Annotated in this window: 25 protein-coding genes; 9 read left to right on the top strand and 16 right to left on the bottom strand. The window is 60.7% G+C overall.

Annotated features, from left to right (window positions below; translation table 11 throughout):
* Positions 1 to 77 precede the first annotated feature (77 nt).
* A complete protein-coding gene (locus BLW62_RS10480; protein ID WP_090506998.1) occupies positions 78 to 605 on the top strand; it encodes a DUF555 domain-containing protein in 528 nt (175 codons plus the stop codon).
* A gap of 165 nt (positions 606 to 770) precedes the next feature.
* Here the strand turns inward: BLW62_RS10480 and BLW62_RS10485 are convergent, their stop codons facing one another.
* The 4 genes from BLW62_RS10485 to BLW62_RS10500 all read right to left on the bottom strand — a co-directional run bounded on the left by BLW62_RS10485 (position 771) and on the right by BLW62_RS10500 (position 3,175).
* Positions 771 to 1,007: a UPF0058 family protein gene (locus tag BLW62_RS10485; protein WP_076580378.1), complete on the bottom strand. Its 237-nt coding sequence runs from the start codon at positions 1,005 to 1,007 to the stop codon at positions 771 to 773.
* Positions 1,008 to 1,271: 264 nt separating this feature from the next.
* Positions 1,272 to 1,451 carry a DUF7836 family putative zinc-binding protein gene (locus BLW62_RS10490; RefSeq protein WP_090506999.1) on the bottom strand — a complete coding sequence of 60 codons (180 nt, stop codon included), beginning with the start codon at positions 1,449 to 1,451 and terminating at the stop codon, positions 1,272 to 1,274.
* Between the two features lie 120 nt (positions 1,452 to 1,571).
* The gene (locus BLW62_RS10495; protein ID WP_090507000.1) at positions 1,572 to 2,543 is read right to left on the bottom strand and encodes a transcription initiation factor IIB; all 972 of its coding nucleotides are present in this window, start codon (positions 2,541 to 2,543) and stop codon (positions 1,572 to 1,574) included.
* A gap of 347 nt (positions 2,544 to 2,890) precedes the next feature.
* Positions 2,891 to 3,175, bottom strand: a complete 285-nt coding sequence (locus BLW62_RS10500; RefSeq protein ID WP_090507001.1) for a DUF357 domain-containing protein — start codon at positions 3,173 to 3,175, stop codon at positions 2,891 to 2,893.
* Between the two features lie 149 nt (positions 3,176 to 3,324).
* Between BLW62_RS10500 and BLW62_RS10505 the strand changes: the two genes are divergently transcribed.
* From BLW62_RS10505 to glmS, 3 genes are all read left to right on the top strand, one after another.
* Positions 3,325 to 4,650, top strand: coding sequence for an FAD-dependent oxidoreductase (locus BLW62_RS10505; protein WP_090507002.1), 1,326 nt, complete (start codon positions 3,325 to 3,327; stop codon positions 4,648 to 4,650).
* A 324-nt stretch (positions 4,651 to 4,974) separates the two neighbouring features.
* Positions 4,975 to 6,168, top strand: coding sequence for a sugar phosphate nucleotidyltransferase (locus tag BLW62_RS10510; protein ID WP_090507003.1), 1,194 nt, complete (start codon positions 4,975 to 4,977; stop codon positions 6,166 to 6,168).
* Positions 6,168 to 7,964, top strand: coding sequence for a glutamine--fructose-6-phosphate transaminase (isomerizing) (gene glmS, locus BLW62_RS10515; protein WP_090507004.1), 1,797 nt, complete (start codon positions 6,168 to 6,170; stop codon positions 7,962 to 7,964). The genes BLW62_RS10510 and glmS overlap by 1 nt, the downstream gene beginning before the upstream one ends.
* Before the next feature lie 333 nt (positions 7,965 to 8,297).
* On the opposite strand, the gene BLW62_RS10520 is transcribed toward glmS, so the two are convergent.
* Genes BLW62_RS10520 through BLW62_RS10530 form a run of 3 tightly spaced genes read right to left on the bottom strand, consistent with a single transcriptional unit; the run spans position 8,298 to position 9,285 of the window.
* Positions 8,298 to 8,708, bottom strand: coding sequence for a type II toxin-antitoxin system VapC family toxin (locus BLW62_RS10520; RefSeq protein WP_090507005.1), 411 nt, complete (start codon positions 8,706 to 8,708; stop codon positions 8,298 to 8,300).
* On the bottom strand, positions 8,695 to 8,922 hold the full coding sequence (locus BLW62_RS10525) for an antitoxin VapB family protein (RefSeq protein WP_090507006.1): 228 nt from the start codon (positions 8,920 to 8,922) through the stop codon (positions 8,695 to 8,697). Before BLW62_RS10525 ends, BLW62_RS10520 begins: the two co-directional genes overlap by 14 nt.
* 42 nt (positions 8,923 to 8,964) lie before the next feature.
* On the bottom strand, positions 8,965 to 9,285 hold the full coding sequence (locus BLW62_RS10530) for a hypothetical protein (RefSeq protein WP_090507007.1): 321 nt from the start codon (positions 9,283 to 9,285) through the stop codon (positions 8,965 to 8,967).
* A 296-nt stretch (positions 9,286 to 9,581) separates the two neighbouring features.
* Here BLW62_RS10530 and BLW62_RS10535 point away from each other — a divergent pair, with 296 nt between their 5' ends.
* On the top strand, positions 9,582 to 9,839 hold the full coding sequence (locus BLW62_RS10535; RefSeq protein ID WP_090507572.1) for a phage repressor protein: 258 nt from the start codon (positions 9,582 to 9,584) through the stop codon (positions 9,837 to 9,839).
* A 257-nt stretch (positions 9,840 to 10,096) separates the two neighbouring features.
* Here BLW62_RS10535 and BLW62_RS10540 read toward each other — a convergent pair whose 3' ends face one another.
* Complete coding sequence (locus tag BLW62_RS10540; RefSeq protein WP_090507008.1) at positions 10,097 to 12,577, bottom strand: PGF-CTERM sorting domain-containing protein; 2,481 nt, start codon at positions 12,575 to 12,577, stop codon at positions 10,097 to 10,099.
* A 586-nt stretch (positions 12,578 to 13,163) separates the two neighbouring features.
* Here BLW62_RS10540 and BLW62_RS10545 point away from each other — a divergent pair.
* The gene (locus BLW62_RS10545; RefSeq protein WP_139305404.1) at positions 13,164 to 14,279 is read left to right on the top strand and encodes a hypothetical protein; all 1,116 of its coding nucleotides are present in this window, start codon (positions 13,164 to 13,166) and stop codon (positions 14,277 to 14,279) included.
* Positions 14,280 to 14,490: 211 nt separating this feature from the next.
* Here the strand turns inward: BLW62_RS10545 and BLW62_RS10550 are convergent, their stop codons facing one another.
* From BLW62_RS10550 to BLW62_RS10570, 5 genes are all read right to left on the bottom strand, one after another.
* Positions 14,491 to 15,285, bottom strand: coding sequence for a VOC family protein (locus BLW62_RS10550; RefSeq protein WP_090507010.1), 795 nt, complete (start codon positions 15,283 to 15,285; stop codon positions 14,491 to 14,493).
* A 99-nt stretch (positions 15,286 to 15,384) separates the two neighbouring features.
* Positions 15,385 to 16,146 (bottom strand): DUF8127 domain-containing protein, encoded by a 762-nt coding sequence (locus tag BLW62_RS10555; protein WP_090507011.1) that lies wholly within the window; start codon positions 16,144 to 16,146, stop codon positions 15,385 to 15,387.
* Between the two features lie 113 nt (positions 16,147 to 16,259).
* On the bottom strand, positions 16,260 to 17,960 hold the full coding sequence (locus BLW62_RS10560) for a Na+/H+ antiporter NhaC family protein (protein WP_090507012.1): 1,701 nt from the start codon (positions 17,958 to 17,960) through the stop codon (positions 16,260 to 16,262).
* Between the two features lie 238 nt (positions 17,961 to 18,198).
* Positions 18,199 to 19,308, bottom strand: a complete 1,110-nt coding sequence (locus tag BLW62_RS10565) for an OBG GTPase family GTP-binding protein (RefSeq protein WP_090507013.1) — start codon at positions 19,306 to 19,308, stop codon at positions 18,199 to 18,201.
* An 81-nt stretch (positions 19,309 to 19,389) separates the two neighbouring features.
* Positions 19,390 to 19,632 carry a PRC-barrel domain-containing protein gene (locus BLW62_RS10570; protein ID WP_076580438.1) on the bottom strand — a complete coding sequence of 81 codons (243 nt, stop codon included), beginning with the start codon at positions 19,630 to 19,632 and terminating at the stop codon, positions 19,390 to 19,392.
* 241 nt (positions 19,633 to 19,873) lie between these two features.
* Here BLW62_RS10570 and BLW62_RS10575 point away from each other — a divergent pair, with 241 nt between their 5' ends.
* The gene (locus BLW62_RS10575) at positions 19,874 to 20,077 is read left to right on the top strand and encodes a VNG_1110C family protein (protein ID WP_090507014.1); all 204 of its coding nucleotides are present in this window, start codon (positions 19,874 to 19,876) and stop codon (positions 20,075 to 20,077) included.
* Between the two features lie 12 nt (positions 20,078 to 20,089).
* On the opposite strand, the gene BLW62_RS10580 is transcribed toward BLW62_RS10575, so the two are convergent.
* Positions 20,090 to 21,388, bottom strand: a complete 1,299-nt coding sequence (locus BLW62_RS10580; protein WP_090507015.1) for a tRNA(Ile)(2)-agmatinylcytidine synthase — start codon at positions 21,386 to 21,388, stop codon at positions 20,090 to 20,092.
* A gap of 276 nt (positions 21,389 to 21,664) precedes the next feature.
* Here BLW62_RS10580 and BLW62_RS10585 point away from each other — a divergent pair, with 276 nt between their 5' ends.
* Positions 21,665 to 22,636, top strand: a complete 972-nt coding sequence (locus BLW62_RS10585) for a transcriptional regulator (protein WP_090507016.1) — start codon at positions 21,665 to 21,667, stop codon at positions 22,634 to 22,636.
* A gap of 126 nt (positions 22,637 to 22,762) precedes the next feature.
* Here BLW62_RS10585 and BLW62_RS10590 read toward each other — a convergent pair whose 3' ends face one another.
* Entirely contained in the window at positions 22,763 to 23,008 is a 246-nt protein-coding gene (locus BLW62_RS10590; protein WP_090507017.1) for a glutathione S-transferase N-terminal domain-containing protein, read from the bottom strand.
* 97 nt (positions 23,009 to 23,105) lie between these two features.
* Positions 23,106 to 24,548 (bottom strand): NCS2 family permease, encoded by a 1,443-nt coding sequence (locus BLW62_RS10595; protein ID WP_090507018.1) that lies wholly within the window; start codon positions 24,546 to 24,548, stop codon positions 23,106 to 23,108.
* 288 nt (positions 24,549 to 24,836) lie between these two features.
* Here BLW62_RS10595 and BLW62_RS10600 point away from each other — a divergent pair, with 288 nt between their 5' ends.
* Positions 24,837 to 26,186, top strand: coding sequence for a glycerate kinase type-2 family protein (locus BLW62_RS10600; RefSeq protein ID WP_090507019.1), 1,350 nt, complete (start codon positions 24,837 to 24,839; stop codon positions 26,184 to 26,186).
* Positions 26,187 to 26,237 lie beyond the last annotated feature (51 nt).

Here is a 26,237-nt window from a genome sequence, read left to right on the forward strand (position 1 = left end):
CCCGTACGAGACAGTCTCTCGAGGTGGGCGTTCGAACGAGGCGAACCTTCATACCGCAGGCGACACAATACCATGGTATGCACTGCAGGGTTGTTGTCGAAGCCGCGGTGCCGGTGTTCGACGTCGAGACGGAAGACGAAGCCATCCGGATCGCCATCTCGAAGACGGGCGAGATGTTGAACCCTGATTTGAACTACGTCGAGATCAACATGGGTGAGCGAACCTCTCCATCAGGCGAGGAACTCCCACCCGCGTTTATCGCCGCCGACGAAGCACTCGTCGCACTCGAGTTGGAGATGACCGTCTTCAACGTCGAGCGCGAGGAACACGCCTCGCGGATCGCGCGCAAGGAAATCGGCCAACGCCTCGAGAACATCCCACTCGAAGTGATCCAAATCGAAGAGTTCGAAGACGAAGATGAAGACGAGGAAGACGGAGAAGCCGACGAAGACACGGCAGACGACGCCGACGCTGACGATGACGACAACGGGACGGAGACGAGCGAGAACAATAGCGACTCGAGCAGGGAAGACAGCGCCGAATCCGACGAAGACGCAAACAGCGACGACGAAATTCTCCCCGAGTTCGAAGACCTCGTCGAGTAACTGAAACTGGAGATTGCGTTTACTATCGAGCGATTACGAGCGTAAATACGACCACATTGTGGTACTGTAATCGGGAAAGTGACAGGAGTCTGCCCCACGGCCGGGGGCGAATTCTCGAGTCTCGCCAGTGTGAAGCGTTGTACTCGAAGGAAGCGACGTACTCTTTCAGTCTGCGGTAGCGGCGACTGCTTCTTGCTCTCCCTCACGCATATTCATCGTGATTCCGCCAGCGAGTGCAAAAACAGCGGCCTTGTGGTCCGTTTTCGATTTGTGGATCGATGTTGGTCGAATACCGCGCGACTCGTACTCGTCGAGGTTGATCTGACAGTCTTCCCAAGCTGCACACTGGTTCGATACCTCCGCAAGAAGGCCGTGAAGGTGAATGAGCTCCTGCTTCTTCATAACCATCCAATCCTACCCACTGCAGGGTTATATTATTATCTTGAGTCGCGTTAACACGCGCCCTGAGGCTGAAACAGACTATGTCACGGCCTGTCAGGAAACGAAGGCTCTCCCTACCGAGTGAAAACCACCCGACGAAACCCCGATCAAGAGTGGGTTACTATCGGTTGTGAATTCACAAATTCGAATTGTACGCACAGTCCAATCGATGCCTACACAGCCCCTACCGGAGGGAAGAACGGAGACCACCACGGTAAGTATCTGTTATCCGAGCTGTTTGAGCGTCTGGAGGTCCCGGTCCGTTCGCATGAATTCCGAGAGGCGACGCGACGCGTGGCAGTTTGGGCAGTGAAACATCGATGCGGGGGCCGGTAGGTCGTTAGGAGTAATCTGCCACTCTTTGGTACATTCGGGACACAATAGTTGCACGGTCGTCTGATCCATGCTACGCCATTACACACCATACCTCAAAAGTGTTGTCGCCTGGGAACGCAAAAACCGAGTCGAATCGCACATCCCGACAGGACGTCACACCGTTCGCTGGCGACGGTCGAAAAGTGACATTTACGCCGGTGCCGCCGTGTCGGACGCCTCGAGCAGTTCCTTGTAGCGGTTGCGGATGGTAACCTCGGAGATGCTCGCGACTTCGCTGACGTCGTTCTGGGTGACCTTCTCGTTCGTCAAGAGTGCCGCAGCGTAGACGGCTGCGGCCGCGAGGCCGACTGGCGACTTGCCGCTGTGAACGCCTTCCTGACGGGCCGACTCGAGGAGTTCTCGAGCCATGCGCTCGGTTTCGTCCGAGAGATCGAGGTCGCTGACGAAGCGTGGCACGTAGTGTTCCGGGTCAGCAGGCTTGACCTCGAGACCGAGTTCCCGAATGATGTAGCGGTACGTGCGGGTCAGTTCCATCTTCTCGACGCGGCTGACGGCCGAGATCTCGTCGAGGCTGCGGGGCGTACCGGCCTGGCGAGCCGACGCGTACAGCGAGGCCGTCGCGACACCCTCGATCGAGCGGCCGGGGAGGAGGTCTTCCTCGAGTGCGCGACGGTAGATAACGCTGGCCGTCTCGCGGACGTTCTCGGGGAGACCGAGCGCGGAGGCCATTCGGTCGATTTCGCCCAGCGCCTGCTTGAGGTTGCGCTCCTTACTGTCACGCGTTCGGAAGCGCTCGTTCCAGGTGCGCAGGCGCTGCATCTTCTGGCGCTGGCGACTCGAGAGCGAACGGCCGTAGGCGTCTTTGTCCTGCCAGCCGATGTTCGTCGAGAGGCCCTGGTCGTGCATCATGTTCGTCGTCGGTGCACCGACGCGGGACTTCTTGTCCTTCTCGGCGGCGTCGAACGCGCGCCACTCGGGGCCGCGGTCGATCTCGTCTTCCTCGACGACGAGGCCACAGTCACTACAGACGGTCTCGGCGTGTTCGGCGTCGGAGATGAGTCGGCCGCCACACTCCGGACACTGTTCTTTCTCACCCGACGTTTCTGTCGATTCTTCCTCTTCCGTCTCGCCCGTATAGCTTCTAATTGTGGTATCTGTCATGGTGTATCGGGATGGTTACTCGGGGCTCCCGGGTGGGGTAACCAGAAGAAACCCGGTCGCCTCGGCTAACATATAGTTAGGCCGTAAGCCATATAAAGATTTCGCCTACGGTATAAACTAACTGGATTTTCTTTTATATATGTTTCGAATATATGCTGATTAATCATCCGGGTAGTGGCCGGGTACTCGACCGATCTCCGGTGGTCGTGGTTCGACTTCTGGGATTGAACGCAACCGAACCATCGTACCCATGGGACGGAGGCGTTAGAATAGTTGTGGCCACATACGTTGGTATTCTCTCGCCGATCGCTAGACGGAGAGCCGATCGACAACTCGTCGGCGGATACTCACACGGTGAACAAATGCCCGTCAGTCGGGACGTCGAATAACCCGACGCGTGCACCCGCGTCGAGCCACGCGTGGCCGTAGGAAAACGACGCCAACGCGTTGACCAGGTCGTCTTCCTCGCGGAAGTGACGGCCGTCTTCGAGGTACGACGACGCCATTTCATAACACTCCTCGGCAGCCCTCTCCATCGGCGTCCCGGCTGGCGGCGCAACCGACGCCGCCTCGAGTGCCTCCGCGAGTAACTCCCCGTAGCGATTCGTCTTCTCCTCGAGGTCTGCAGTCATGGGTTGTCCTTTGGCGTCCGTACCCTAAGTCCGTCGCCATCGTGTGGGGTCTACCGAGGACGTAACTATCGATGTGGGCAGGTCGTGTGGAGGCGGATGGGTGGCAGAGAACGCAAGGGGTTTAGGCGCTGTGTCCCAAACTTGGGATCATGAGCGAGCAGCCTCGAGTCGAGATCTATACCAAAGAGGACTGTCCGTACTGCGACAAGGCCAAGGACCTCTTCGACGCGAAGGAAGTCGAGTACGAAACGTACAACGTGACTGGTGACGAGGACCGCTTCGAGGAGATGGTCGAGCGAGCTGAGGGTCGCAAGACCGCGCCAGAGGTCTTCATCGACGACGAACTCATCGGCGGCTGGGACGAGACCAGCGCACTCGACGAAACGGGTGAACTGGACGCGAAACTCGGCATCGAAAGCGACACCGAGGCTGGCGAGGTGCTCGAACACCGTCAACTGATTATCGCCGGAACCGGAATCGCCGGCCTCACAGCGGCAATCTACGCCGGCCGCGGCGACAACGAGCCGTTAGTCATCGAAGGCGACGAACCCGGCGGCCAGCTCACCCTGACCACCGACGTCGCGAACTACCCCGGCTTCCCCGAGGGGATCGGCGGCCCCGAACTGGTCAACAACATGAAAGAGCAGGCCACGCAGTTCGGCGCCGAATTGAAAAACGGAATCATCGAGTCCGTCGACGCGGACCAGCGCCCGTTCCGCGTCGAACTGACCAACGGTGACGTCTACACCGCAGACGCCGTCATCGCCGCCTCCGGCGCGAGCGCGCGAACGCTCGGCATTCCCGGCGAGGACGAACTCATGGGCTACGGCCTCTCGACGTGTGCCACCTGCGACGGCGCGTTCTTCCGCGACGAGGACATGCTCGTCGTCGGCGGCGGCGACGCCGCGATGGAAGAGGCGACGTTCCTGACCAAGTTCGCCGACACGGTCTACATCGCCCACCGTCGCGAGGAGTTCCGCGCCGAACAGTACTGGGTCAATCGCGTCCACGAGAAGGTCGAAGACGGCGAGATCGAAATCATGAAGAACACCGAAGTGACCGAGATCCACGGCTCGCAGGCCGAGGGCGTCGATCACGTCACCCTCGTCGAAAACGACAAGGGCCACCCAACCGACCGACTTGACGACCCCGAAACGGACGAGTTCGAGTTCGACGTCGGTGCCGTCTTCTTCGCCATCGGCCACACGCCGAACACGTCTTACCTCGAGGGAACGGGCGTCGAGATGGACGACGACGGTTACCTCCGAACGCAAGGCGGCGACGGCGGCGGCCAGACCGAGACCGACGTGCCCGGCATCTTCGGCGCCGGCGACGTGGTCGACTACCACTACCAGCAGGCCGTGACCGCCGCCGGCATGGGCTCGAAAGCCGCACTCGACGCCGATGAGTACCTCGAGGATCTCGAGCGAGCGGAGGCCGCCGGCGAGGCTGATGCCGTCGCCGCGGACGACTAACTGGCTGCTCACGACGTCCACGTCTCGCACACCGACTGCCTCTCGAGGGTGCACGCTCTCGGTTCACGACCCTCGAGTGAGCGCTGTTTCGGTGGACGTAATCGGCGTGCAACCGCTTTCGAGAGTCGAACCCTGCGAACGAATATCACATTATTGGACTTTCTGCCGAACCGTCGTACATACGTAGCTACCAGAAAATCTCTCGTCGATCATTTTTGCCATTAATCAGTGGGCTGAAGATGACTGTGACACGTCCATCCCTGTTCGACAACAAATACTTTCGGACCGGAAGACATACACCGACTGTGTCACGACACCTGTGCAATGGCTGTTCGATCTGCAATCGTCCTCGCCGCAGGGGAAGGAAAACGGCTTCGACCGATGACGGAACACCGGCCGAAGCCGATGCTTCCCGCCGCCACCAGACCGATTCTGGCGCACGTCTTCGACGCGTTGGTCGAAAGCGGGATCACGGAGATCGTCGTGGTCGTCGGCTACGGACGCAACCGAGTGCAATCTGCGTTCGGGTCGACCTATCGCGAAGTTCCGATAACGTACGTCACGCAGGACAAACAACTCGGAAGCGGTCACGCCCTGCGCGTTGCCGATTCGGCGACGCCCTCGCCCTGCCTCGTCGTCAACGGCGATCAACTCGTCGACACGCAAATTCTGCGTGACGTCGTCGACGGACACGACGATTCTGTGGCGACGATCGGCGCAATCCAACACGGCGACGTGACCGACTACGGCGGCGTCCTCCTCGAGCGCGACGAAACGGGCGGATCGCCGCTCGTCCGCGAAATCGTCGAGAATCCGCGCGACGACCGCGGGTACCTCCTCAACGCCGGCGTCTACGTCCTCGAGCAACGGGCGATCGACGCGATCTGCGGGGCGAACTCGCGACCCGGTGAGCACTCGCTCGTCGACGGCCTCGCGACGTTGATCGAGGGCGACGAGACCGTTCGCGGCGTCCGCTCGAGTGGTCTCTGGATCGACGCGACCTACCCGTGGGATCTCCTCGAGGTCGCCGACGCGTTGCTCGAGGCAAGTGCGGGTGGTGTCGACCACCGAATCGCGTCGTCCGCCAGGATACACGACAGTGCGACGATTCGTGGTCCAGTCGTGATCGCCGAGGACTGCGTCGTCGGGCCGGGTGCCGTCGTCGGACCCAACGTCTGTCTCGGGGAAAACGTCACCGTCGGGTCGAACGTCGTCTGCGAGCACAGCGTCATCGACGCCGACACGCGAATCGGTCCGAACGCGACGCTGATCGACTGCGTGAGCGGTCGCGGCGTCCGGGTCGGCCCGGGGTCGACCGTCGTCGGCGGGCCTGGCGACGTTCACGTCGAGGATCGTATCCACCGAAACGAAGGCCTCGGTGCGTTACTCGCCGATCGCGTTCGCGACGGCGGCGGCGTCACGTACCAGCCGGGAACGATCGTCGGCTCGAACGCGATACTCGAGGCAGGCACTACTGTGAGGGGGACGATCGACTCCGAGACGGAGGTTCGATCCTGATGTGTGGAATCGTCGGCTACGTCGGGACGAAACGCGACGCCATCGACGTCCTACTCGACGGCCTCTCCTGCCTCGAGTATCGGGGCTACGACTCGGCGGGAGTCGCGCTGGCGAGCGATCCACTCGACATCTACAAACGACAGGGAGAGCTCTCGGCCCTCGAGTCCGCGGTTCCGACGGCGGATCTCCGCGGGCCAGCCTGTGGCATCGGTCACACGCGCTGGAGCACGCACGGACCGCCATCGGACCGGAACGCGCACCCACACGCAGACGAGTCGGATCGGGTTGCCGTCGTCCACAACGGAATTATCGAGAACTACCAGTCGCTTCGCGACGAGCTCTCGGCCGACGGCGTGACATTCACGAGCGAGACGGACACGGAGGTCGTCCCCCACTTGATTGGTCGCGCGCTGGAGGCGGGACGCTCACCCGAAGCCGCGTTTCGTGCCGCGATCGATCGCATCGAGGGGAGCTACGCTATCGCGGCCGTCTTCGCCGATTCGGACGCCATCTACGCGACCCGGAAAGCGTCGCCGCTCGTCCTCGGGATCGGCGACGAGGGCTACCACCTCGCGAGCGATGCACCGGCGTTCGTCGAGTACACGGACCGCGTGTGCTACCTCGAGGACGGACAGTTCGTTCGCCTCGAGGCCGACGGAATCGCCGTCACGGACGCGAACGGCTCCCCCGTCGAGACGACGGTCGAAACGCTCGAGTGGGACGCCGAGGACGCCGGTAAGAGCGGGTACGACCACTACATGCACAAGGAGATTCACGAGCAGCCGACGGCCCTTCGCCAGTGTCTACGCGGGCGCGTCGACGAACTGAACGGGACGGTCACGCTCGAGGAACTCGACTCCGTTGGGTCGGTTTCAGACGTTCAACTCGTGGCGTGTGGAACGTCGTATCACGCCGCCGTCTTCGGCGCGTCGTTGCTCTGCGATCGCGGCGTTCACGCGACGGCAATGCTGGCCAGCGAGTACTCGAGCGAACGGGTGCCGGTCGATTCTTCGACGCTCGTCGTCGGCGTCACCCAGAGCGGTGAGACCGCCGACACGATGCGGGCACTTCGGGAGGCAAACAAGGCCGGTGGGGAGACCGTCGCCGTGACGAACACCGTCGGCAGCTCGGCCGCTCGCGAGTGCGACCACGCGCTGTACATCCGCGCTGGCCCGGAGATCGGCGTCGCAGCGACGAAGACGTTCGCGAGCCAGCAAGTCGCCCTGACGTTGCTCGCCTGTCACCTCGGCGGCGAAGCTACTCACGAACTGGTTCGCGCGCTGCGAGACGTCCCCGACCAGATTCAGACGATCCTCGACACCTCCCAAGCCACCTCAATTGCACAGACGTACGTCGACTCGGACGCGTTTTTCTTCATCGGTCGTGGCTCCCAGTATCCCGTCGCACTCGAGGGCGCACTCAAACTCAAGGAGATCTCCTACGAGCACGCCGAAGGGTTCGCCGCGGGCGAGTTGAAACACGGGCCGCTGGCGCTCGTCACCGCGGAGACGCCGGTCTTTGCACTCGTCACCGGCGACGACGAACAGGCCCGCAAGACTGTGAGCAACGTTAAAGAGGTCAAAGCCCGCGGTGCACCCGTCGTCGCGGTGACCGACGGGCGCAGCGACGTGGACCGGTACGCCGATCACGTCCTCGAGGTGCCGCCGTCGACCGACATCGGGACCGCGATCACGGCGAACGTCCAGTTACAACTCGTCGCGTACTGGATCGCCCACGAGTTAGGTCGATCGATCGACAAGCCACGGCACCTGGCGAAGAGCGTGACCGTCGAGTAGTTAATCGCGGAGGCTCGTCCGCTCGCGTCACGACCTCGCCGACGCCAAAGAGACAGGGACACTTTGAGCACGGTACTGGCACTGCAGTGCTGATGACGCGCTCGTTTACTCTCTCCGTCGCTAGTAGTATCACATGCGACGGTTTCGGTGGCGGTCCCGACGATTCTGGTACGGCGACAGTTCCCTCCATTGGCGAGTGACGCGTTGGCGACGGCACTGCCGACGTGTCTGCAGACGTTGTCCGAGAGGGCACAGTCGTCGACACCTGATCGCTCGACACGAGTGGCACTCGGAAAGCGCACGTTACTCCCCGGCAGGAATCAGCCCTCCTATTCAGTAGGTCGTCCAATCGGCGACGGATACGGCATCCATCCGTTCGAAGTGATCGACGTTCGCGGTAAGGACCGGTACTTGTTCGACCGTTGCTGTCGCACCGACGTACACATCGTGGAGGTCGTGGAGTGGCTTCCCCTGTCGTTGCAACGACGTGATGATGTCCGCCGCTGCGGTGCTCACAGCTCTATCGATATCGACGAGGTCGAATCGGGCCAACAGTCGCTCGAGTTCCTCGAGTGCATCCTGCCGAGACGCTTCATCTTCGTATCGCTTGTTGACACCGTGGCGGAGTTCAGTGACCGTGACGGCGCTAATCGCGTGGCGTCCTTCGTCGTCGAGTTTTCGGACGCGCTCTGTGACACCACCCCGGTCGATATCGACCAGCACCGACGTGTCACAGAGTTTCATCGTCGAGCCTCGTCATCGTTCCCCGACTCAACTGTTCAATATCGTCTTTGACATCGTCGTGTACGTCGTGATCGAGAATCCCCGTTCCAGTAACGTCTGCGAGTTCCCGGCGATCTTCGAGGTGGTCGCGAATGACATCGCTGAAGCTTCGATCCCCTTTTTCGCGTTTGAGATCTCGGTACACGTCGTCCGAGATCGCGATATTCTTGCTCATACGTATCGTATGGGTACCCATACGCAAAAGCGTTTACACCAGTTATCTCCGACCATCTCGGCTGTGGCGTGCAGCCTCGTAACGGGCCGCCATCGGGTCAGTGACTGTCGTCACTCCGGTGAGACGGTGGGTGCTCGAGAGCCTGTCAGCAGCCAGCTCTTGGTTCTCGTTCGGCGGCTCCGGGGGCACGTTCCATCGGTCGTTCGTCGCTGTCTTGGGGAGGGCACGCCGGACGCACTCGAGTTCCGCGTGCAACTCCCGGCAGTGGCGCGTGGCGGTCGATCGAGCGTCCGCCTCAAGCGTTTCGTCGTCGGTGACGGCCTCGAGAAGGACGGTGATCTGTGTCTCGAGCGTCTCGAGCATCCGACAATAGGCTGGTCGACGTAGCGATTCGGTCTGGCTGTCGAGGGGTTTAGTACGGTGTGTCTCGTCGGTGGGCATGCTTCTGTTGGGAAAGACGGAAGCGTCGTCCGAGCTGGTGGTTGTGACACCAGCTTGGGTTTTCTGTGAGTCGCTCTCGAGCTTCCGCAGTAGGAACGATACGCTCGAGTGACATAAATATTGACAACGTACGTTGTCTAAATAGAGCAATGTCCGTATACGAGTCTTTGACAGATAGTGCTAACTTTTCCGTCCTGATGGTGGTCACTCACTCACAGATGGTCGAGCGAGTTCCCTGGATGGCACCTGTAGACTACGAGATTCTCCTCTTCTTCGAGGACCATCCAATCCTGCTCTCTCCGAGGATACTCGCGGTCAATATCGAATACGACCGCCAATACGTGAGTCGGCGGTGCAGTGCGTTGACAGAAGCAGGACTGTTGGAGTCCGTCGATACCGGCCTGTATCAACTCAGTGAGACTGGAGAAGCGTATCTCGAGGGTGACGTCGACGCGAGCGACCTCGAGCAAGAGTAAGACTAAACCGGTTTTTGTATCGACGGCGGTAATCTCCCGGAGTGACGAGCGTATCGTCGGTCGGGAAATCGGCCTCGAGACGTATTCAGCGAATCAGTGTTGCTGAGACTATTCAGGAGGCGGCTCGGAACCACCGTTGTACGACAGTTCGAATAGCAGAATCGTCGCGGTAGTGCTGTCGCTGGGTGGTGTAGCGCGCGAAAGAAATGGAAAGTGCTGCGAAACCGGAAGCGTTCCGGTGGGTTAGTTAGCTGACGTTAGTTCTGCTGTCGGAGTGCCAGCATGGCGGCTCCGAGCAGGGCGACAACGGCGACGGCAACGCCAAAGCCAGGCGTGTCGTCGTCGCCGTCGTCGTCAGAGTCATCGGAGTCGTCCGAATCGTCATCGTCGTCATCTCCGGCTTCGGAGATACTCAGGGTACCCTCTTCCTCCCCTGGGTCCTCGGCATCGTCGGAGGTCACGTTAATGCTGATGTCGTGATCGCCAGCACCGAGGTCTTCACCGTCAACGTCGAAGGACGCGACATCGTCGCCTTCGGCGTCAATGCTGAGTTCCTCGCTGTGATCTTCACCGTCGAGGGTGAAGGTAACGTCTGCACCGACATCGTCGTCGAGGTTATTGGAGACCGTCACGTCAACAGCGCCGGATTCCTCGTCGGTGAGGGTTGGCGTGTCAACGTCGACATCGAGGTCTTGTTCAGGCTCTTCGTCGCCTTCAGTCAGTTCGATATCCTCGATATCATCTGCTTCAGGACCATCATCGGCTTCTATGTCCTGAATGTCGAAGAGAGCTCCAACATCCTCTCCTTCGAGATCAAATTTAATTTCGGCTGTGTGGTCATCTTCGTCGCTAGCGACTACTTCTCCGTCACCAACCACGTAGAAGCCACCTTCTTCGCCGGGCGATTGTGCGGTAGCATCTAGGTTAGTTCCAGGTGCAACGGATGACGTGCCGGTCAATGTTGCATCATCTTCTGCGGCCATCGTATCGATATCATCGAATTCGAGGGTCCGCTCAACGAAGTCAAGGGAGAACGATTCCGAGAAGGAATCGTCTTCATCCTCGATGTAAGGGTGTCCATCGTCGATGGTCATCTCACCATCGTAGCTGGTACCCTCGTTTTCTTCATCACCAAAGTCAGTAGTATCATCAACATTGACTTTGAGGATGAACTCGCCATCGTAGTCCTCAGCTTCTGTATTGAGGAGTTCTAGGTCGAGGCTTTGTTCCTGGTCATCGTCACCATCTGCACTATCATTGGAGAACCAAGTGGTAGACGAGTCAACAGGACCCGACGATTCTTCGCTCAATTCAATGTTGATTCCTAATTCTTCTTCAAGGTCTCCAGCATCAGTAACTTCACCGTCGAGCAGTGACTCTACTTCACCCTCGATGCCGTAGTCATCGATGCTGATGAAGAGCTGATCCTCGTTTGCGAGGGTATCAGTCTCCGTGATGTCATCCGAATCGTTGTAGTCCTCGTAGGACTCTACCTCACCACTTGGTGCGGTTTGGAGCGAGATGTTTCCGGTAGGTTCGGTTTCACCCACTTCGAGGGTGCTGAAGTCGTCGGCAAGGAACACTTCGTCGTCGTCAGCAGCAGTCTGACCAATTGCGAGTTCCCACGTGTAGACCGGTAGTCGGTCATCGTCGAGGCTACCGACACCTTCTGTCTCTACGTTGCCAATATCTGCGTCGTCATCGGCAACACTCCAACCGTTGTCATTGCTATCAACATCTGCTGTGTTGAACTCGAGGGTGGCATTGTTATCTTCGATATTCTCTACGGGGACAGTCCAATTTATCGAGTCCGTGTCTTCACCAAGTTCGACGATAGCTTCGTCGGTGTTTTCAGTTTCAATAGGGATTTCAGCGATTTCACCCTGCTCGACGTGTTCAATATCGTCGAAGCTCCACGATGCCTCCTCATCAGTAACTGGAATGACTACATCATCTGACGTTCCGGTGTCAGTTACTTCAAAGGTAAACTCGTATTCCCCAGTGTCGACATCAGAGAAATCAGCATCCAGGGAGTCATCATCAGTTACATCTTCGATTGTGACGACATCGTTATCGTCATCGACATTCTCATCATCAGCATCGAAGATATCTTCGAGGTCATCTGCGTCGAAGTCTTCAGCAGTCACATTGAGGTCTTGTTCAGAACGATCGGATTCAATTTCGATCAGATCCTCATTATTTTCTTGCTGAACAGTGGCCGAGTCTAGTGTAACTTCGAGATCTTCTGTTTCAGCGTTAAAGACTTCAGCGTGGTTTTCACGGTCCTCGCCGGACAGGCCAAGGTTTACGATGTGGTATGGCTCACCATCTTCAAGCTCGTCTGTATTGAAGGTGGCAGCGTAGTGGTCCTCACCATCGACATCTTCGTATTCCTCAATTTGCTGACTCGTGATGGTCTCTGCATCGCCATCAGAGGTGTCAGCACCTTCACGGATTTCAATATATTCACCGTCAGCATCGTCACCTAACTCTCCATTGCCATTGACCGAGTCATCATCAAATCCTGCAACAGTGATTTCTTGGCCAATCCAAGCATCACTAAGGGCAGAGTAATCATCATACGCTACGTCCGCACCGGTTTCCTCTGCAAGGTCGGAATTGGTATCCGCCGCCGCCGCCCCCGCAAACGCTGCGGACATGGCAACAACGGAGAGAACCATCATCGCGGCAAGGAACAGTGCGCGTCCCTTTTCGCGGTAGGTTGTTTCGTTTGTCATTTGTGTTGTGTTTGTGTTTGTGTTGATTGTTGATTTGCGCGCGATTCACCAGGAGTGCGAGTATGTGTACAGCGCAACGATTGCACTGACCCGCACCGGGTAGGGGTAAGAGAAACTATAAAGCATCCCGTAATAAGTTTTCTGGATACTTCATTCAGCTATTTATTCACTGTAGGCTGAATAATCGATATAGTGAAAGAGAGGGTAGAATGGGCTAATGGCGCCGAATTCTCCGTTCAAGCAGGAGTGAATGTCTCGGGCGAGTCGTACTATCTCGAGAAATTCGCTCCGACAAATCTGTTTACGGATATAGAAATACGCCTCGAGACCGCTTAGGGACTCCCTCGAGTACGTGCCACTTACAGCAACCGACCGGACCCGTTGGCTGGCCCTACTCGAGCACCACTGGACTGCGACAGCTCACCAGTGAAACTCGAGACCTACCATCTCCCCATACATTCAATCAAAATACAGAATCTGTATTTCGTGAACGTCGCCGCTGACGCTTCTACCTGCTCGAAAGCCGTGAATCCTCGCCTCAGCACTCCGGAACTAATTTGAAGAGTGGTTGTCAATACAGCACTCGATGATAGTCGACAGGCGAACGATGTTGAAGGCGGCGGGAACGGCAGCGGTGCTCTCGACGACGGGACTCGCTGGCTGTGTGGGTGGAAACGGCGACGATGACGACGATGGCTCCGAGTCCGACGCGCTCCCCGCGTACGAGTCGTGGGTAGTCATGGACGACGAACGCGCAACCTTCGCGTACATCGACTGGGCTGGCCTCGAGGAACTCGAGGACGACGCCGACGATGACGAAGCGGATCCGACGGACCCCGAGGAAGACGACGCGCCCGACGAATACGAGGACGAAGATCCGATGATTGCCGTCCCGATGGCGGGCATGCTCGCGGTCGCGATGGGCGCATCGTTCGGAACCGTGGGCACCGGATTGGATACCGTGATCGACATGGAAGGCGACGCCCTGGCAGCCGACGACGCCGATACCACGCTCGAGGAACTCCTCCTCGTCAACGACGCGTACGTGTTCACGGGTGACGTCGACGTCGAGGAGGTCGAAACGGCACTCCTCGAGGAACACGACGACCCGCTGATGGACGCGGCCACGTTCGAGCAGACCGACGAGCACGGCGAGTTCACCGTCTACGAATCGGAACCGGAAGACGACGCAGATTCCACGGCGACGAGCGACGCCGTCGCCGTCAGTGCCGAGGCGATCGTCCTCGCACCCGGCAGCGAGACCGACGACGGCATCGACAGCCTCACCCCCGTTCTCGAGGGCGTCGAGGGCGATGGTGAGCGCGCGAGCGACGCGGAAGCGGACCTCGAGTGGCTCCTCGAGACGGCGGGCGAGGGACACATCGTCTTCGGCGGCTACGGCGAGGACGAAGACGACGAGACGACGGCCCCCGACGACGAAGACCTCGAGGAACCGGACGCGGCAGGCGACGAAGAATTCGACGATTCCACCGGCCTCGTCGCCTCGCTCTCGCTCGAGGAAGACGAGAGTGCGAACGGAGACTTCGCAGCGACCTTCGACTCGATCGACGACAAGACGGAGTCCGAACTCGAAGCCGACGTCGGCTCCTCAGCTGACGACGTCACGCTCGATATCGATAGGGACGCCGGACGGGTGTCGGCCTCGGCGACGTGGGACGCCGACAACGAGACCCTCGAGTAACTCTGACCGGCCGCTCGAGGTCGCGTCGGCGAGTCTGTGTCGACGGCGAACAGCCACGAAACGCACGGGTATCGCCCACGCAGAACGAGACCAGCGAGTCAGTCTCGAAATCTCGCTCGAGTAACTCGATCTCGTAGCCGTCGGCTGCCACCTTTTTCTTCGCTCGCGCCGCGTCCGCGGCTCTCGCTCGAAAAATCTGGACCAAAAACGCTCAGAACGGGAACAGCGAGTCGGCGTCCGGATCCCGCTCGAGTAACTCGATTTCGTGGCCGTCTTGATCTTTCGTAAAGGCGTACATGTCGTCGTTGCTCTCGGGGTCGCGGTAGTCGGGGGCCTCCCGAACCAGCAGTTGCTCCCAGTCCTCCTCGAGGTCGTCCACGCGCACGCAGAGGTGACCCCAGCCGTTTTCCTGGGTGTAACTCCGACCGTCGTAGTTGTAGGTCAACTCGACCGACATCGCCTCCGGCGCGGCGTCGCTCGGTTCGACGAAGTAGTTCGCGAACGAGTCCGACTCCCAGCGCCCGACCTCGTCGTATTCGAACTTCCGAGTCCAGAAGCCAAGCGCCTCGTCGGCGTCCTCGACGCGGATCATGGTGTGGTCGAGCGACCACAGTGCACCCTCCTCCGGGTCCCGCTGGACGATTTCGATCTCGTGGCCGTCCGGGTCCTTGACGAACGCGTACCGACCGTTACAGCTCTCGGGATCACGGTAGTCCTCGACGCCCTGGTCCATCAGTTGCTCGTAGTGTTCCTCGAGTTCGCCGTCAGGAACCCGAACCGCGACGTGCCCCCACGCGTCGCCGATTTCGATGTCCTCGCCCTCGTTGTGCGTAAGCTCGAGCAGTGCGCCGTCCTCGTGTAGCTGCTCGGGCCCGAGATAGACGATGGTGAAGTCGTCACCCTCGAAGCGATCTTTCTCCTCGTACGCGAGATGGGTCTGGTACCACTCGAGCGATTCCTCGAGATCCGAGACGCGGATCATCGTGTGGTCGACAGTGCCGTCCATACGCGACACAACGGGCAGAGACTCAAAAAGCGTGGCGAAGCCGGTGGTTTGCTCGCGTTCCGTGAGCCCATCGACGACGCCGCGAACACACGAAACCGGTCAGTCCTCGGCGTCCGACCCGGTGTAAGCGACCTCGACCTGCCGCGAAAGTCCGATCAGTAAGAACAGTCCGACTCCCGCGGGAACGAAGGGGAGCAACGCGTCGATTACTGGCGTCACGAGGACCGAACGACTGGTCGAGCCACTCTCGTAGACGCGATAGTAGCTCCCGTCGTCGGTTTCGATCGGCGTCTCGGGAACGTCGATTTCCTCGTCGGTCTCGAGGTGGCCCTCGTTCGCGACCGTCGCGGCCTCCGAGGAGACCTCCGTGCTGTCGACCGCGACGTCCGCGAGCGCGGCGTCCGTCGAGGCGGGCTCGAGGCCGATATCGATTCGGTACCCGCCGTCGTCGGACGGTGCGGACTCGTTGGCCGCGTGGGTCGTCTCGTAGAGCGTCTCATCGAGGAGGACGTACCCGTAGCGATCCCAATCGGAGAGCGTCTCGGCGTCGGAGTCGGGATTAGTCGATGTATACTCGGTGGTCACGGTCTCGTTCTCGAGTTGGCCCTCGAGCGTGCACGTTCGAATCTCCCAGGGGTCCGCACAGGCGATTTCGTCGCTGATGGGAACGGTGGACGGCATGGCGCTGTCGACGTACTCGATGGACGTCTCGGTCGCGACGACTTCTGTGTGATCGTACTGATAGGACGTGGTCGGCGGAATGTAGGAGGCTCCCCAGAGGGGGACCGTCAGGAGCGCAACTGCGAGAAGCGCGAGCGACAGGTCACGACGGAACGGCGTCAACGAGGGAAGCCCCTGCATCGTGAAACCGTTTCGACACGTCGACTATAAGCGTTGGTACTCCGGAATAGCGACCTCTGAATCAGCTCACCGAGTCGAAAACCGCAGTCAAAGTCGAGCCACGCGGGCGTTCGTTACTCGTCGAGATCCGTCCCTGAATCCGAGCGGGAACTCGAGTCGCCGTCCTCGAGCGGGGAGTCGACGGAGGACGCCTTCGGCTCGACGCCTCGGCGACGAGCGTCGAATTCTGAGAGGCCGTAGACGAGGCCGACCAGCGCGAGTGCGCCCATCGGTACGAAGACGATCGGCGGGACGCTCAGGTAGCCATAGAGCAGGTAACAGCCCACGACCACGAGCATGACCGTTCCCGCGTAGTACAACTGCGTGCGCACGTGGTCAATCAGGTCGGCCCCGGTGAACGTCGATGACAGCACCGAGGTGTCGGAGATCGGCGAGGTGTGATCGCCGAAGATAGCCCCCGAGAACACCGCGCCGACGATGACGGGCATCATGTCGAACGTCCCGGTGAGTTCGTAGGTCACCTGAATCGCGATGGGCGTCACGATCCCCATCGTCGCCCACGACGACCCCATGGTGAACGCGACGAAGGCGGCGACGAACAACACGGCGATCGGCAAGAGTTCGAGCGGGATCGCCTCGCCCACGAAGCCGGCGACGAACTCGCCCGTCTCGAGGACCTCGGCGACCTCGGTGATCGTCCACGCGAGGACAAGAATCGTCACGGCGGTGATCATCAGACGGAAGCCGTCGAGGACGGTATCGACGCCGTCACCGAGATCAAAGAGGTCGTAGACCACGCCGATGGCGATTGCCGTGGCGACCATCGCGAACGACCCCCAGACGAGTGCCCCGGCGAAGTCGCCAGCCCCGACGATGTCGACGAGTACCTGCAGTGTCCCATCTTCGGCGACAGCAGCGTCGAGTGCCGTCGGCGCACCCTCCTCGGCTTGTTCGTCGACCCACGCGTCGTAGCCCGTCCAGAACGCGCCCGCCAAGGTGACCGCGACCAGGACAACGACGGGGGCGAAGAACGTCCGCAGCATCGGCTGCTTCTCGATCGGCTGACCGAGATCCTTCTCGACTTCCTGTAACGGCTGGGCGTCCTCACGGTTGACCTTCCCGGTCTGCCAGGCCCGGTGTTCGGCGTCGAGCATCTCACCGAAGTCCCGACCCGTGTAGACGATGATTCCGACCATCACGATCGCCAACAGCGCGTAGGTGTTGTACGGAATCGACCAGACGAACGTCTCGAACGCCGTCGGTGCCTCGCCGTCCGCACCGAGGTCCTCGTACGCACCCGCGATCAACGAGAGCTGGAACGCGACCCAACTCGAGAGTCCGATCGTCGCGACGGGGGCGGCCGTCGAGTCGACGATGTAGGAGAGCTTCTCACGGGAGATGCGCAGTTGGTCCGAAATCTCGCGCATCGTCGAGCCGACGATGGCCGTGTTGGCGTAGTCGTCGAAGAACATGAGCATCCCGAGGATCCACGTCGTCAGCCCGACGTTTCGCTGGGTCTCGAGGCGATTCGTCGCCCAGTTCCTGACGGCGAGAGCTCCACCGAGTCGCCAGATCAACGCGACGCCGGAGCCGAGTAAGATCGTAAACAACAGGATTTGGACGTGAAAGCCTTCGTCGTAGATGATCGCGGTGGTGATCCACTCGAACGTCTGTCCGAGTCCGAGACTCTCCGTGTAAATGATCGCCCCCGACCAGATGCCAAGGAACAACGAGAGCATCGGTCGCCGCGTCACGATCGCGAGCGCGATTGCGAGCAATGGCGGAACGACCGAGAGTATTCCAAAGTCCGACATAGCTATTCACTCGTCGAACGCGCTGATAATGCTGTTGATAGAACAATACGAGTGGGAAAGTGTGGAAATCTAACCGATGCTGGAGTCGCCGCTGATCTGAGAGGATGGGTGTTCGCCGCCTCCTCGAGGAATAACCCGCTATCGGACGATGAAGCAAAACCGACCGAAGCCGACACGCTCTCGAGCACCCTCGAGAACGCTCCACGCCGGCCGCTCCGACCCGATCCGAAAACCCGTCTTACCGCCGTAAAATGAGTTTCAACACGTCTTCGTCCTCGAGCACGTGTTGGTCACCGACTTGCTGTTCGTCGTGGGTCGCGCTCGGCCCCGACACGCGGGCGAACCGAAATCGCTCTTTCATCTCGCCGCCGAGTTTGTCGACGGCGTCCTCGATGGTCGACCCGCGCTCTAACATGAGCGGTTCCTCGTAGTCGACGCCACGGCCCGGCTTGTCCATGTAGACCCGGATGAGGTCCAAGTTATCCCAGAGATCATCCTTGAGCGACTCGAGCCCTCGCTCCGCCTCGGCGCTGATGAAGGTGACTTCCTCCGGGTCGAGCCCTCGCTCGCGGAGTTGCTCGTCGACGGTTTCCTTGTAGTCGGGTTCGATCAGGTCGACCTTGTTCACGCAGGTGATCGAAGGAATGTACTCGCGATTTTCCATCAGCCCGTCGATCAACCGATCGATGTCGACTTGCTCGCCGAGGTTCACGTCGGCGTTGACGTAGCCGTGTTCGCGCAACACGTCCGAGATCGTCTCCTCGTCGAGATCCTGATCCGCACTCGAGGTGATCTTGATCCCGTCTTTGATCTTCGGTCGAACCGTCACCCGCGGCGGGTCCTGATCGACGCGGATGTTGATGTTGTACAGTTCCTCCTGGAGTCGCTCGTACTGTTCGATCTCAAACACCGAGAGGACGAAGAGGATGAGGTCCGCGTTTCGCACGACCGAGAGGACCTGTTTGCCGTCACCCTTGCCCGTCGCTGCCCCCTGAATCAATCCGGGGACATCGAGCAGTTGCATGTTCGCCCCGCGGTGTTTGCACATTCCGGGGTTGACGTCCAGCGTCGTGAACTCGTAGGAACCAGTCTCGCTGTCGGCGTTGGTCAACGAGTTCAACAGCGAGGACTTCCCGACGCTCGGAAAGCCGACCAGCGCGACGGTCGCGTCGCCCGTCTTCTCGACGTCGTAGCCGGTCCCTCCACCGGCAGACGACTGGTTCTGCAGCTTCTCTTTTTTCTCCGCGAGTTTCGACTTTAGCCGGCCGATGTGGGCCTCAGTCGACTTGTTGTAGGGCGTGTTGGCGATTTCCTCTTCGATGTCCTCGATTTCCTCCTCGAGCCCCATTTGTCTGTACTCTACCGTCCGTGCCGAAAAACCCTTTCGACCCCTCCGCGAGCGGGCGACAACCCGCCCCGGTCGAACCCACTACTGAACGATGATCGTGTCTTTGACGACCTTGATCCGGTCGATCGGAATCAGGAGCCGTCCCTCACCGTTGGTCTCGAAGTCGATCGATCGCGATTTGATCTTCTCGGCTGGCGTGACGACGAGGTCGTGTAGCGTGCCGGATTTCGGACTCAGCGTGATGTTGTGAACGGTTCCGAACTCGATGCCGTCGACGCCGACGACGGATTTCGTCGTCAGCGATTTCGCGAGTACTTCGGCCATACGTCTCGCGACCACCACGTCGCTATTAATCGCCGGTGATCGTTCGTCGAAAATCGATCGTCCCGCGATCGTTGCACGCACGAAAACCGTGGCTATGAGCGACTTAGTCGGCCATCATCGGCACGTAACGCGAACGGCAATCGACGCGGAGAACGCGACGCAAGCGACTCGTTTCTTCCGCCGTCACGCCGTGAAAACGTAATACGACACCCATAAATCGGATGCACGGCTTCGAGTACGTATGTCGAACGCGGCGCAGCTGCGCGACAGCACGCAACTCGTGCTCACTCGATCGATCGTCGACGCCCTCGAGCCGCCGTTGGACGAGGCGTTTACCGTGACGATCGTTCCCGAGGGCGATGACTACTACCGAGTCATCGGCAGCCCGGTCGAAATCAACGACGCAAGCGACTACCTCGCGCGTCGCGGAATCGCCCTCGAGTAATCCACGTAGAGACTACCGTTCACACTGCGTCGGCGCGTCGAAGCCACCGCGAATCAGCGGCTTCGCGATGTGTCGTCTCGCACACGGCGGCACCTCGTACCACCCTTTTTCGAGGTCACGCTCGAGTGCTCGTTCGACCTTTCCCTCGGCACTCGTTGCACACTCACGACAGCGATAGCCCTGATTCCGCCCAGCACTCTTCATCGTCCGCTCGCAGTCGGGACACGTCGGCGTGGTTCGCTCCGTCCGCACGAGGTCTCGAACCGCGAACTTCTCGAGTTTGAGCGTCCCGTCAGCGACTTCGCCGCAGACGGTGAGTCGGTCGCCTGCGCGAAGCGCTCGGACGTGCTCACGAAAGCGCTTCGTCGGCTCGAAGGCAGCGCACTCGAGTCGTGACTCGCCCGCTGGCTCGCTCTCGAGGGTGAAAAAGACGTGGCCGCCGCGACGTGTTTCCGGTTCGCTCGCGACCCGCCCGTCGAGACGGTAGGCGCGGCCGTCCGAAACGCGCTCGATTGTTCCGTCCCGCAGGTGGGCGTCGGTTCCCTGATTCGTCACGAAGAGGTGGCTCGAGGCGACGGGTTCGCTGTCGATTCGCTTTGCAACCTCCCGGACAGTATCCGGATCGTCGCCCCGAATCCCGTACAGAATCGGGCCGGGTGTGTGTGGAACACACACTGTTTCGTCCTCACCGCGGTCGACCGTGTCCCAGACGTCGGGGTAGCCCCACGCCGCCGCGTCGAAGACGCTCTCGTGGTCGACCTCGCGCGGGTCGCCACAGCGACTCGAGTCACGATAGGAGATGTACTCGTAGGTCCACGTCGAGCGTGCCCGCCAGCTTCCGATGGCAGCAAGCGCACCGATCTGTCCACGGCCGTTCCCCGCCGACCACGACCGATAGTCGTGTTTGTCGATCAGGGCCGTCGCGTCGGCGATCTCGAGGTGCTCGCGGATCGCTCGGCTGGCGAACGCGCTCACATCCGACGGAACGGTTTCGGGTTCGTCCCCGGTGACGACAAGTCCGGGATTCGTCCGGTCGTCGGCCGTCTCCGCGAGCGACTCGAGTCGGTCTCGTGCGATAGCGAACGCTCGATTGGGGTCGACGTCCGCGTGGATGGCGAGTGCAGCATTGCCTCTCGTCTTGTACGGAACGGCGGGGTTGAGTCTGACGAGACAGACGCGTGAGACCGGACCTGAAGGGGAACTGTCGCTCGCCGGTTCGCGAGCCAACCGCTCCGCGATCTGGGCGGCGACGTACGTTGTGCACATGCCGCGCTCTCTCGAGTCGGTATCGTCGAGGCCGACGACGGTCATCGGGAGAGCGTTAGGATGGAGGCGAGTAACCGCTTTCGGAGCGGCCTCGAGTGTCCACCCCCCGTCCTCCCCATCAGTGGCTTCTAATGCTCACCCCCGTCCTCCCCATCAGTGGCCTCCAATGTCTACCGTCGCCAAAAATATCACCGTGGCAGCGTGGTTACCGCTGGTAAAGAGGTGTGCTACATAAGGCTACTCCCGCCTCCGATCGAACCGCGACACGGCGGACAGGCATCGGGGAAAACGTCTTATACGAGGAATCGCTTATATCCCTCTATGTCCCGCTCGGCACTGGTCGGCAACGTGACCGCGATGCTAGAGGACGCGGGGTTCGTGGTCAGTGACCGGTGTGCGATTCGGCCGAAGAGTTTCGATATCGCCGCCCGCCGTGGCGACGATCTAATTTTGGTCAAGATCCTCGGCAACATCGACGCGTTCAATGAGGCCACGGGCCACGAGATGCGTCGTCTCGGCACCTACCTCGAGGCGACGCCGCTGGTCATCGGCCTGCGCAGTCGCGACGAGGATCTCAAACCCGACGTGACGTACTTCCGTCACGGCGTCCCGGTCTTGAGCCCCGATACGGCGTACAACTTGTTCATCGAGGACGTGCCGCCGCTAATTTACGCCGCACCCGGCGGCCTCTACGTCAATATCGACGGCGACTTGCTCGCCGACGAGCGCGAAGACAGGGAGTGGAGTCTCGGGCAACTCGCCAGCGAACTCGGCGTCTCCCGTCGCACCGTCTCGAAGTACGAAGACGGCATGAACGCCTCCGTCGAGGTGGCGATGGCACTTCAGGAACTGTTCGAGACACCCCTGACGAGCCCGGTCGACGTTCTCGAGGGCGCAGACGACGTTCACGAGACGGAGACGACGCCGGACGATCCGGACGCCGATCCGGACGACGAACAGGTCGTCGCCGTCCTGACGAAAGCAGGCTACAGCGTCCACCCGACGCTTCGATCGCCGTTTAAAGCCGTTAGTCGTGACGAAGACGACGGCAACAACGACGTCGTGCTCACCGGCCACTCGAAGTTCACGAAGGCAGCGAAGAAGCGCGCTCGAATCATGAGTTCGATCGGTCGCGTCACCCACACGCGGTCGGTGTACGTCGTCGAGCGAGCGAAACAGGAGTCCGTCGACGGCACCGCACTGGTCGAACGCGAGGAACTCGCGGAACTCGGCGACGTCGCCGAACTCCAGAAGGTCATCCGCGAGCGTGCCGAACACGAAGAAGCGGCCTGAATCGACGGCAGTACGTGATCGGCGCGACTATTATTTACTGCACCACGACGAGTTCCAACTCTCGTGTTCGCGTGGCACTCGGCGATTCGAGGACGCGGAGCGACGTCCCTACCGGGCCGTCGGAAATCAGGCGTACGTCTCTTCTACGTACTCGACGATGTCGTCGCTCTCGTGCATTCCCTCGACGCCGTTGGCCTCGTCGGTGATGACCGGAACGCCGGTCTGACCGCTCACTCGTTCGACTTCGGTTCGGTCGTCGTGGGACCGAGGCACTTCGATGACGTCGTACTCGAGTTCGAGTTCGTCGAGTTTGCTTCGCACTTTCGCACAGAACGGGCAGCCGGGGAGTTCGTACATCGTAATGTCTGCCATACGTGTGTGTAGCGGGCACAGGCTCAAGAGAACACTGGTTTCGGCAGTCCGGTGACGACAGTGGGCGCGAAAAACGAGAAAGCGATGTTTGCGCGCGTCAGAACGCAACTTCGCCGGCTTCGACGGCGAAGTAGACGACGAAGTAGACGATGAACGAGACGGCGAGTGCCCACTGGCCGAGCGAGACGTCTCGGCGTTCGCCCATCGCGGCTTTGATCAGCGGGTAGCTGATGATCCCCGCGGCGAGGCCGTTCGCAATCGACATCGTCAGCGGCATGATCGTGATGGTCAACCCGCCGGCAATTGCCCACGCGGGGTGGTTCCAGTCGATGTCGACGACGCCCTGGAGCATGATGATTCCCACGACGACGAGCGCGACGTACGTCGCGTAGCCAGGGATGAGCTCGAGCAACGGAACGAAGAGCAAGGAGACGGCGAAGAGGCCACCGACGACGAGTGCGGTGAATCCGGTTCGGCCGCCCTCTTCGATCCCGGTCGAAGACTCGATATACGTGGTCACGGTCGAGGTTCCGATCATCGAACCGACGGTCGTCCCGACTGCGTCGGCCATCAGCGGCTTCTCCATCTCGGGGAGGTCACCGTCTTCGTCGAGAAAGCCCCCGACCTGTGAGACGCCGATCAGGGTGCCCGCGGTGTCGAAGAAGTCGACGAAGAAGAACGTGAAGACGACGAGTAAGAAGACGAGGGGATCTTCGGCGACCATGCCGAAGCCGTCGAAAAAGCCGCTGATCAGCGGCGTGATGTCGTAGTGCGTGCCGCCGACGACCGACGCGAGTCCGTCGTTCGTCACGTCGTCGTACGCGCCTTCGGGTGTGAGCACGTCGGGTGTGACGAGACCGGCGATGGTCAACAGCCAGCCGCTGACTGCGGTCCCCAGAATGCCGAGTACGATCCCGCCTGTGATGCCGCGAGCGTAGAGCATGAACGTGACGACGAGTCCGACGATTCCGAGCGTGGCAGCCGGACTCGTGAAGAGATTCGCTAACTCGACGATGTCTCCGTCTTCAGGCCCCGGAACGACGATTCCCATCTGTTCCAATCCGATGAAGAGTAAGAAGACACCGATACCGGCCCCGACGGCGTACTTGACGGGTTCGGGGAACAGTTGGATAATGTACTTTCGCGCCCCGACCGCGGTGAGCGCGATGAAGATGATTCCTTCGACGAACACCGCGACAAGCGCGAGTTCCCACGGCACGCCGAGGCCAAGAACCACGGTGAACGCGAAGAAGGCGTTCAATCCCATTCCCGAGGCGAGTGCGAACGGTCGATTGGCGTACAGCGACATGACGAGGATCGCCGCGATGCCCGAGAGGATGGTCGAAACGGCGATCATCTGCATTACGGCCTCCTCCGAGTAGCCGTCGATGACGATCGCGTCGCTCAGGATCACCGGGTTGACCAGAATAATGTACGCCATCGCCAGGAACGTCGTCACGCCGGCGAGCGTTTCCGTTCGATAGTCAGTCTCGTGTTCGTCGAATCCGAAGTAGTCCGCGAGTGTATCGGAAGCCCCCATTTTGGACGATCGAGCATAACAACAGCGGTTAGTTAAAACTTCCCGTCCGAGTTCGTCGCCGAAGTAACCACGTTCTTGCATAATATCTACCCGCTCGAGCGTTCCTCACCCCGGACGAATGTGAGGAAACCCGCGCGACATCCTGTATGTGGCCCTCGAATTTTACACGGACCGACGCGAATGGTTGACTATGAACGGCGGAACGTCCGTAGTTGGCTCGAGGACGGCGAGTTTTGACTCCGAATCCTCGATGGTTCGAGCGGAACCGGTATCGAGTGGTGAGCGGGCATGATCGACAACCGGACGCGGTTGGCGACGAGCGACGCACGAGAGACGGCACTCGAGTGCCTCGAAGCCGGACTCGCGGCGGGCCATCCCAGGCGAGTGATACGGGACGCGGTCACACTCGAGGGAGAAACGCTCCGCGTCGAGGACGCGACGTACGACCTCACAGCGTACGAGGAGATCCTGGTCCTCGGCGGCGGAAACGCAGCGGCACACGTCGCGAGCGCGCTCGAGGGCATTCTCGGCGAGCGAATCGACGGTGGCGTCGTCGTCACCGACGATCCGGCCGAGACGAGTCGTGTCGAGGTGCTCGAGGGGGATCACCCGGTCCCGAGCGAACGTGGGGTCGAGCACACGCGAGGACTCCTCGCGACAGCGGACGCCTGCGGGGACCGAACGCTCGTTCTCGCGGCGATCACCGGCGGCGGGAGTTCGCTTATGGCTGCCCCCGCAGACGGTATTTCGCTCGAGGACCTCGAGCGGACGACCACCGCGTTACTCGAGAGCGGAGCCGACATCCACGAGATAAACGCCGTCAGAAAGCACCTCTCGGCGCTCAAAGGCGGCCAGTTAGCGCGCCGGATCGACCCGGCGACCACCGTCTCGCTGGTCTGCAGCGACGTCGTCGGCAACGACCTGAGCGTCGTCGCGAGCGGCCCCTTCGTTCCCGACGAGTCGACGTACGCCGACGCACTCGCCGTCCTCGAGCGATACGGCCTCGAGGTTCCCCTATCCGTCACGGACCGACTCGAGGCCGGGGAATCCGGAGCACAGCCCGAAACGCCCGGCCCCGAAGCGTCGGTGTTCGACGCCGTTTCAACCCACGTAGTCGCCGACGGAATGACTGTCCTCGAGGCTGCTCGAGACGCTGCAACGGCACGGGGCTACGAGACGCTCGTCCTCTCCTCGCGCATCCGCGGGGAGGCTCGAGCGGCGGCGACCACGCACGTCGCAATCGCCGAAGAAGCCCGTGCGACGGGGACGCCGGTGTCGGCCCCGGCAGTGATCCTCTCGGGTGGCGAAACGACCGTGACGGTCGACGGTGACGGTCGCGGCGGGCCGAACCAGGAGTTCGCGACGCGTGCAGCAATCGAACTCGCGACGGGTCCGCTAAACGCACCCACTAGCGCCACCACTACCGCCGTCGCCGCGATCGATACGGACGGTGTCGACGGGACCAGCGCCGCGGCGGGGGCACTCGTCGACGCGACGACCGTCGAGGATCGAACGCTCGCAGCGAACGCACTCGAGGCCAACGACGTCTCGCCGTATCTCGCAGAGTGCGACGCGGTGATTCACACGGGACCAACCGGGACGAACCTCAACGACCTCCGCGTTATCGTCCTCGAGTGAGCGAGCCTCGCGTCGACGGGTGACTCGAGGGAACGTATTTCACCCCGGAGC

It is taken from the genome of Natronorubrum sediminis (assembly GCF_900108095.1).
GTDB lineage: Archaea > Halobacteriota > Halobacteria > Halobacteriales > Natrialbaceae > Natronorubrum > Natronorubrum sediminis.

Excerpts from the sequence above, each read along its gene's own strand:
- BLW62_RS10480 (WP_090506998.1), top strand. The coding sequence starts at position 78 with ATGCACTGCAGGGTTGTTGTCGAAGCCGCGGTGCCGGTGTTCGACGTC.
- BLW62_RS10485 (WP_076580378.1), bottom strand. The coding sequence starts at position 1,007 with ATGAAGAAGCAGGAGCTCATTCACCTTCACGGCCTTCTTGCGGAGGTA.
- BLW62_RS10490 (WP_090506999.1), bottom strand. The coding sequence starts at position 1,451 with ATGGATCAGACGACCGTGCAACTATTGTGTCCCGAATGTACCAAAGAG.
- BLW62_RS10495 (WP_090507000.1), bottom strand. The coding sequence starts at position 2,543 with ATGACAGATACCACAATTAGAAGCTATACGGGCGAGACGGAAGAGGAA.
- BLW62_RS10500 (WP_090507001.1), bottom strand. The coding sequence starts at position 3,175 with ATGACTGCAGACCTCGAGGAGAAGACGAATCGCTACGGGGAGTTACTC.
- BLW62_RS10505 (WP_090507002.1), top strand. The coding sequence starts at position 3,325 with ATGAGCGAGCAGCCTCGAGTCGAGATCTATACCAAAGAGGACTGTCCG.
- BLW62_RS10510 (WP_090507003.1), top strand. The coding sequence starts at position 4,975 with ATGGCTGTTCGATCTGCAATCGTCCTCGCCGCAGGGGAAGGAAAACGG.
- glmS (WP_090507004.1), top strand. The coding sequence starts at position 6,168 with ATGTGTGGAATCGTCGGCTACGTCGGGACGAAACGCGACGCCATCGAC.
- BLW62_RS10520 (WP_090507005.1), bottom strand. The coding sequence starts at position 8,708 with ATGAAACTCTGTGACACGTCGGTGCTGGTCGATATCGACCGGGGTGGT.
- BLW62_RS10525 (WP_090507006.1), bottom strand. The coding sequence starts at position 8,922 with ATGAGCAAGAATATCGCGATCTCGGACGACGTGTACCGAGATCTCAAA.
- BLW62_RS10530 (WP_090507007.1), bottom strand. The coding sequence starts at position 9,285 with ATGCTCGAGACGCTCGAGACACAGATCACCGTCCTTCTCGAGGCCGTC.
- BLW62_RS10535 (WP_090507572.1), top strand. The coding sequence starts at position 9,582 with ATGGTCGAGCGAGTTCCCTGGATGGCACCTGTAGACTACGAGATTCTC.
- BLW62_RS10540 (WP_090507008.1), bottom strand. The coding sequence starts at position 12,577 with ATGACAAACGAAACAACCTACCGCGAAAAGGGACGCGCACTGTTCCTT.
- BLW62_RS10545 (WP_139305404.1), top strand. The coding sequence starts at position 13,164 with ATGATAGTCGACAGGCGAACGATGTTGAAGGCGGCGGGAACGGCAGCG.
- BLW62_RS10550 (WP_090507010.1), bottom strand. The coding sequence starts at position 15,285 with ATGGACGGCACTGTCGACCACACGATGATCCGCGTCTCGGATCTCGAG.
- BLW62_RS10555 (WP_090507011.1), bottom strand. The coding sequence starts at position 16,146 with ATGCAGGGGCTTCCCTCGTTGACGCCGTTCCGTCGTGACCTGTCGCTC.
- BLW62_RS10560 (WP_090507012.1), bottom strand. The coding sequence starts at position 17,960 with ATGTCGGACTTTGGAATACTCTCGGTCGTTCCGCCATTGCTCGCAATC.
- BLW62_RS10565 (WP_090507013.1), bottom strand. The coding sequence starts at position 19,308 with ATGGGGCTCGAGGAGGAAATCGAGGACATCGAAGAGGAAATCGCCAAC.
- BLW62_RS10570 (WP_076580438.1), bottom strand. The coding sequence starts at position 19,632 with ATGGCCGAAGTACTCGCGAAATCGCTGACGACGAAATCCGTCGTCGGC.
- BLW62_RS10575 (WP_090507014.1), top strand. The coding sequence starts at position 19,874 with ATGTCGAACGCGGCGCAGCTGCGCGACAGCACGCAACTCGTGCTCACT.
- BLW62_RS10580 (WP_090507015.1), bottom strand. The coding sequence starts at position 21,388 with ATGACCGTCGTCGGCCTCGACGATACCGACTCGAGAGAGCGCGGCATG.
- BLW62_RS10585 (WP_090507016.1), top strand. The coding sequence starts at position 21,665 with ATGTCCCGCTCGGCACTGGTCGGCAACGTGACCGCGATGCTAGAGGAC.
- BLW62_RS10590 (WP_090507017.1), bottom strand. The coding sequence starts at position 23,008 with ATGGCAGACATTACGATGTACGAACTCCCCGGCTGCCCGTTCTGTGCG.
- BLW62_RS10595 (WP_090507018.1), bottom strand. The coding sequence starts at position 24,548 with ATGGGGGCTTCCGATACACTCGCGGACTACTTCGGATTCGACGAACAC.
- BLW62_RS10600 (WP_090507019.1), top strand. The coding sequence starts at position 24,837 with ATGATCGACAACCGGACGCGGTTGGCGACGAGCGACGCACGAGAGACG.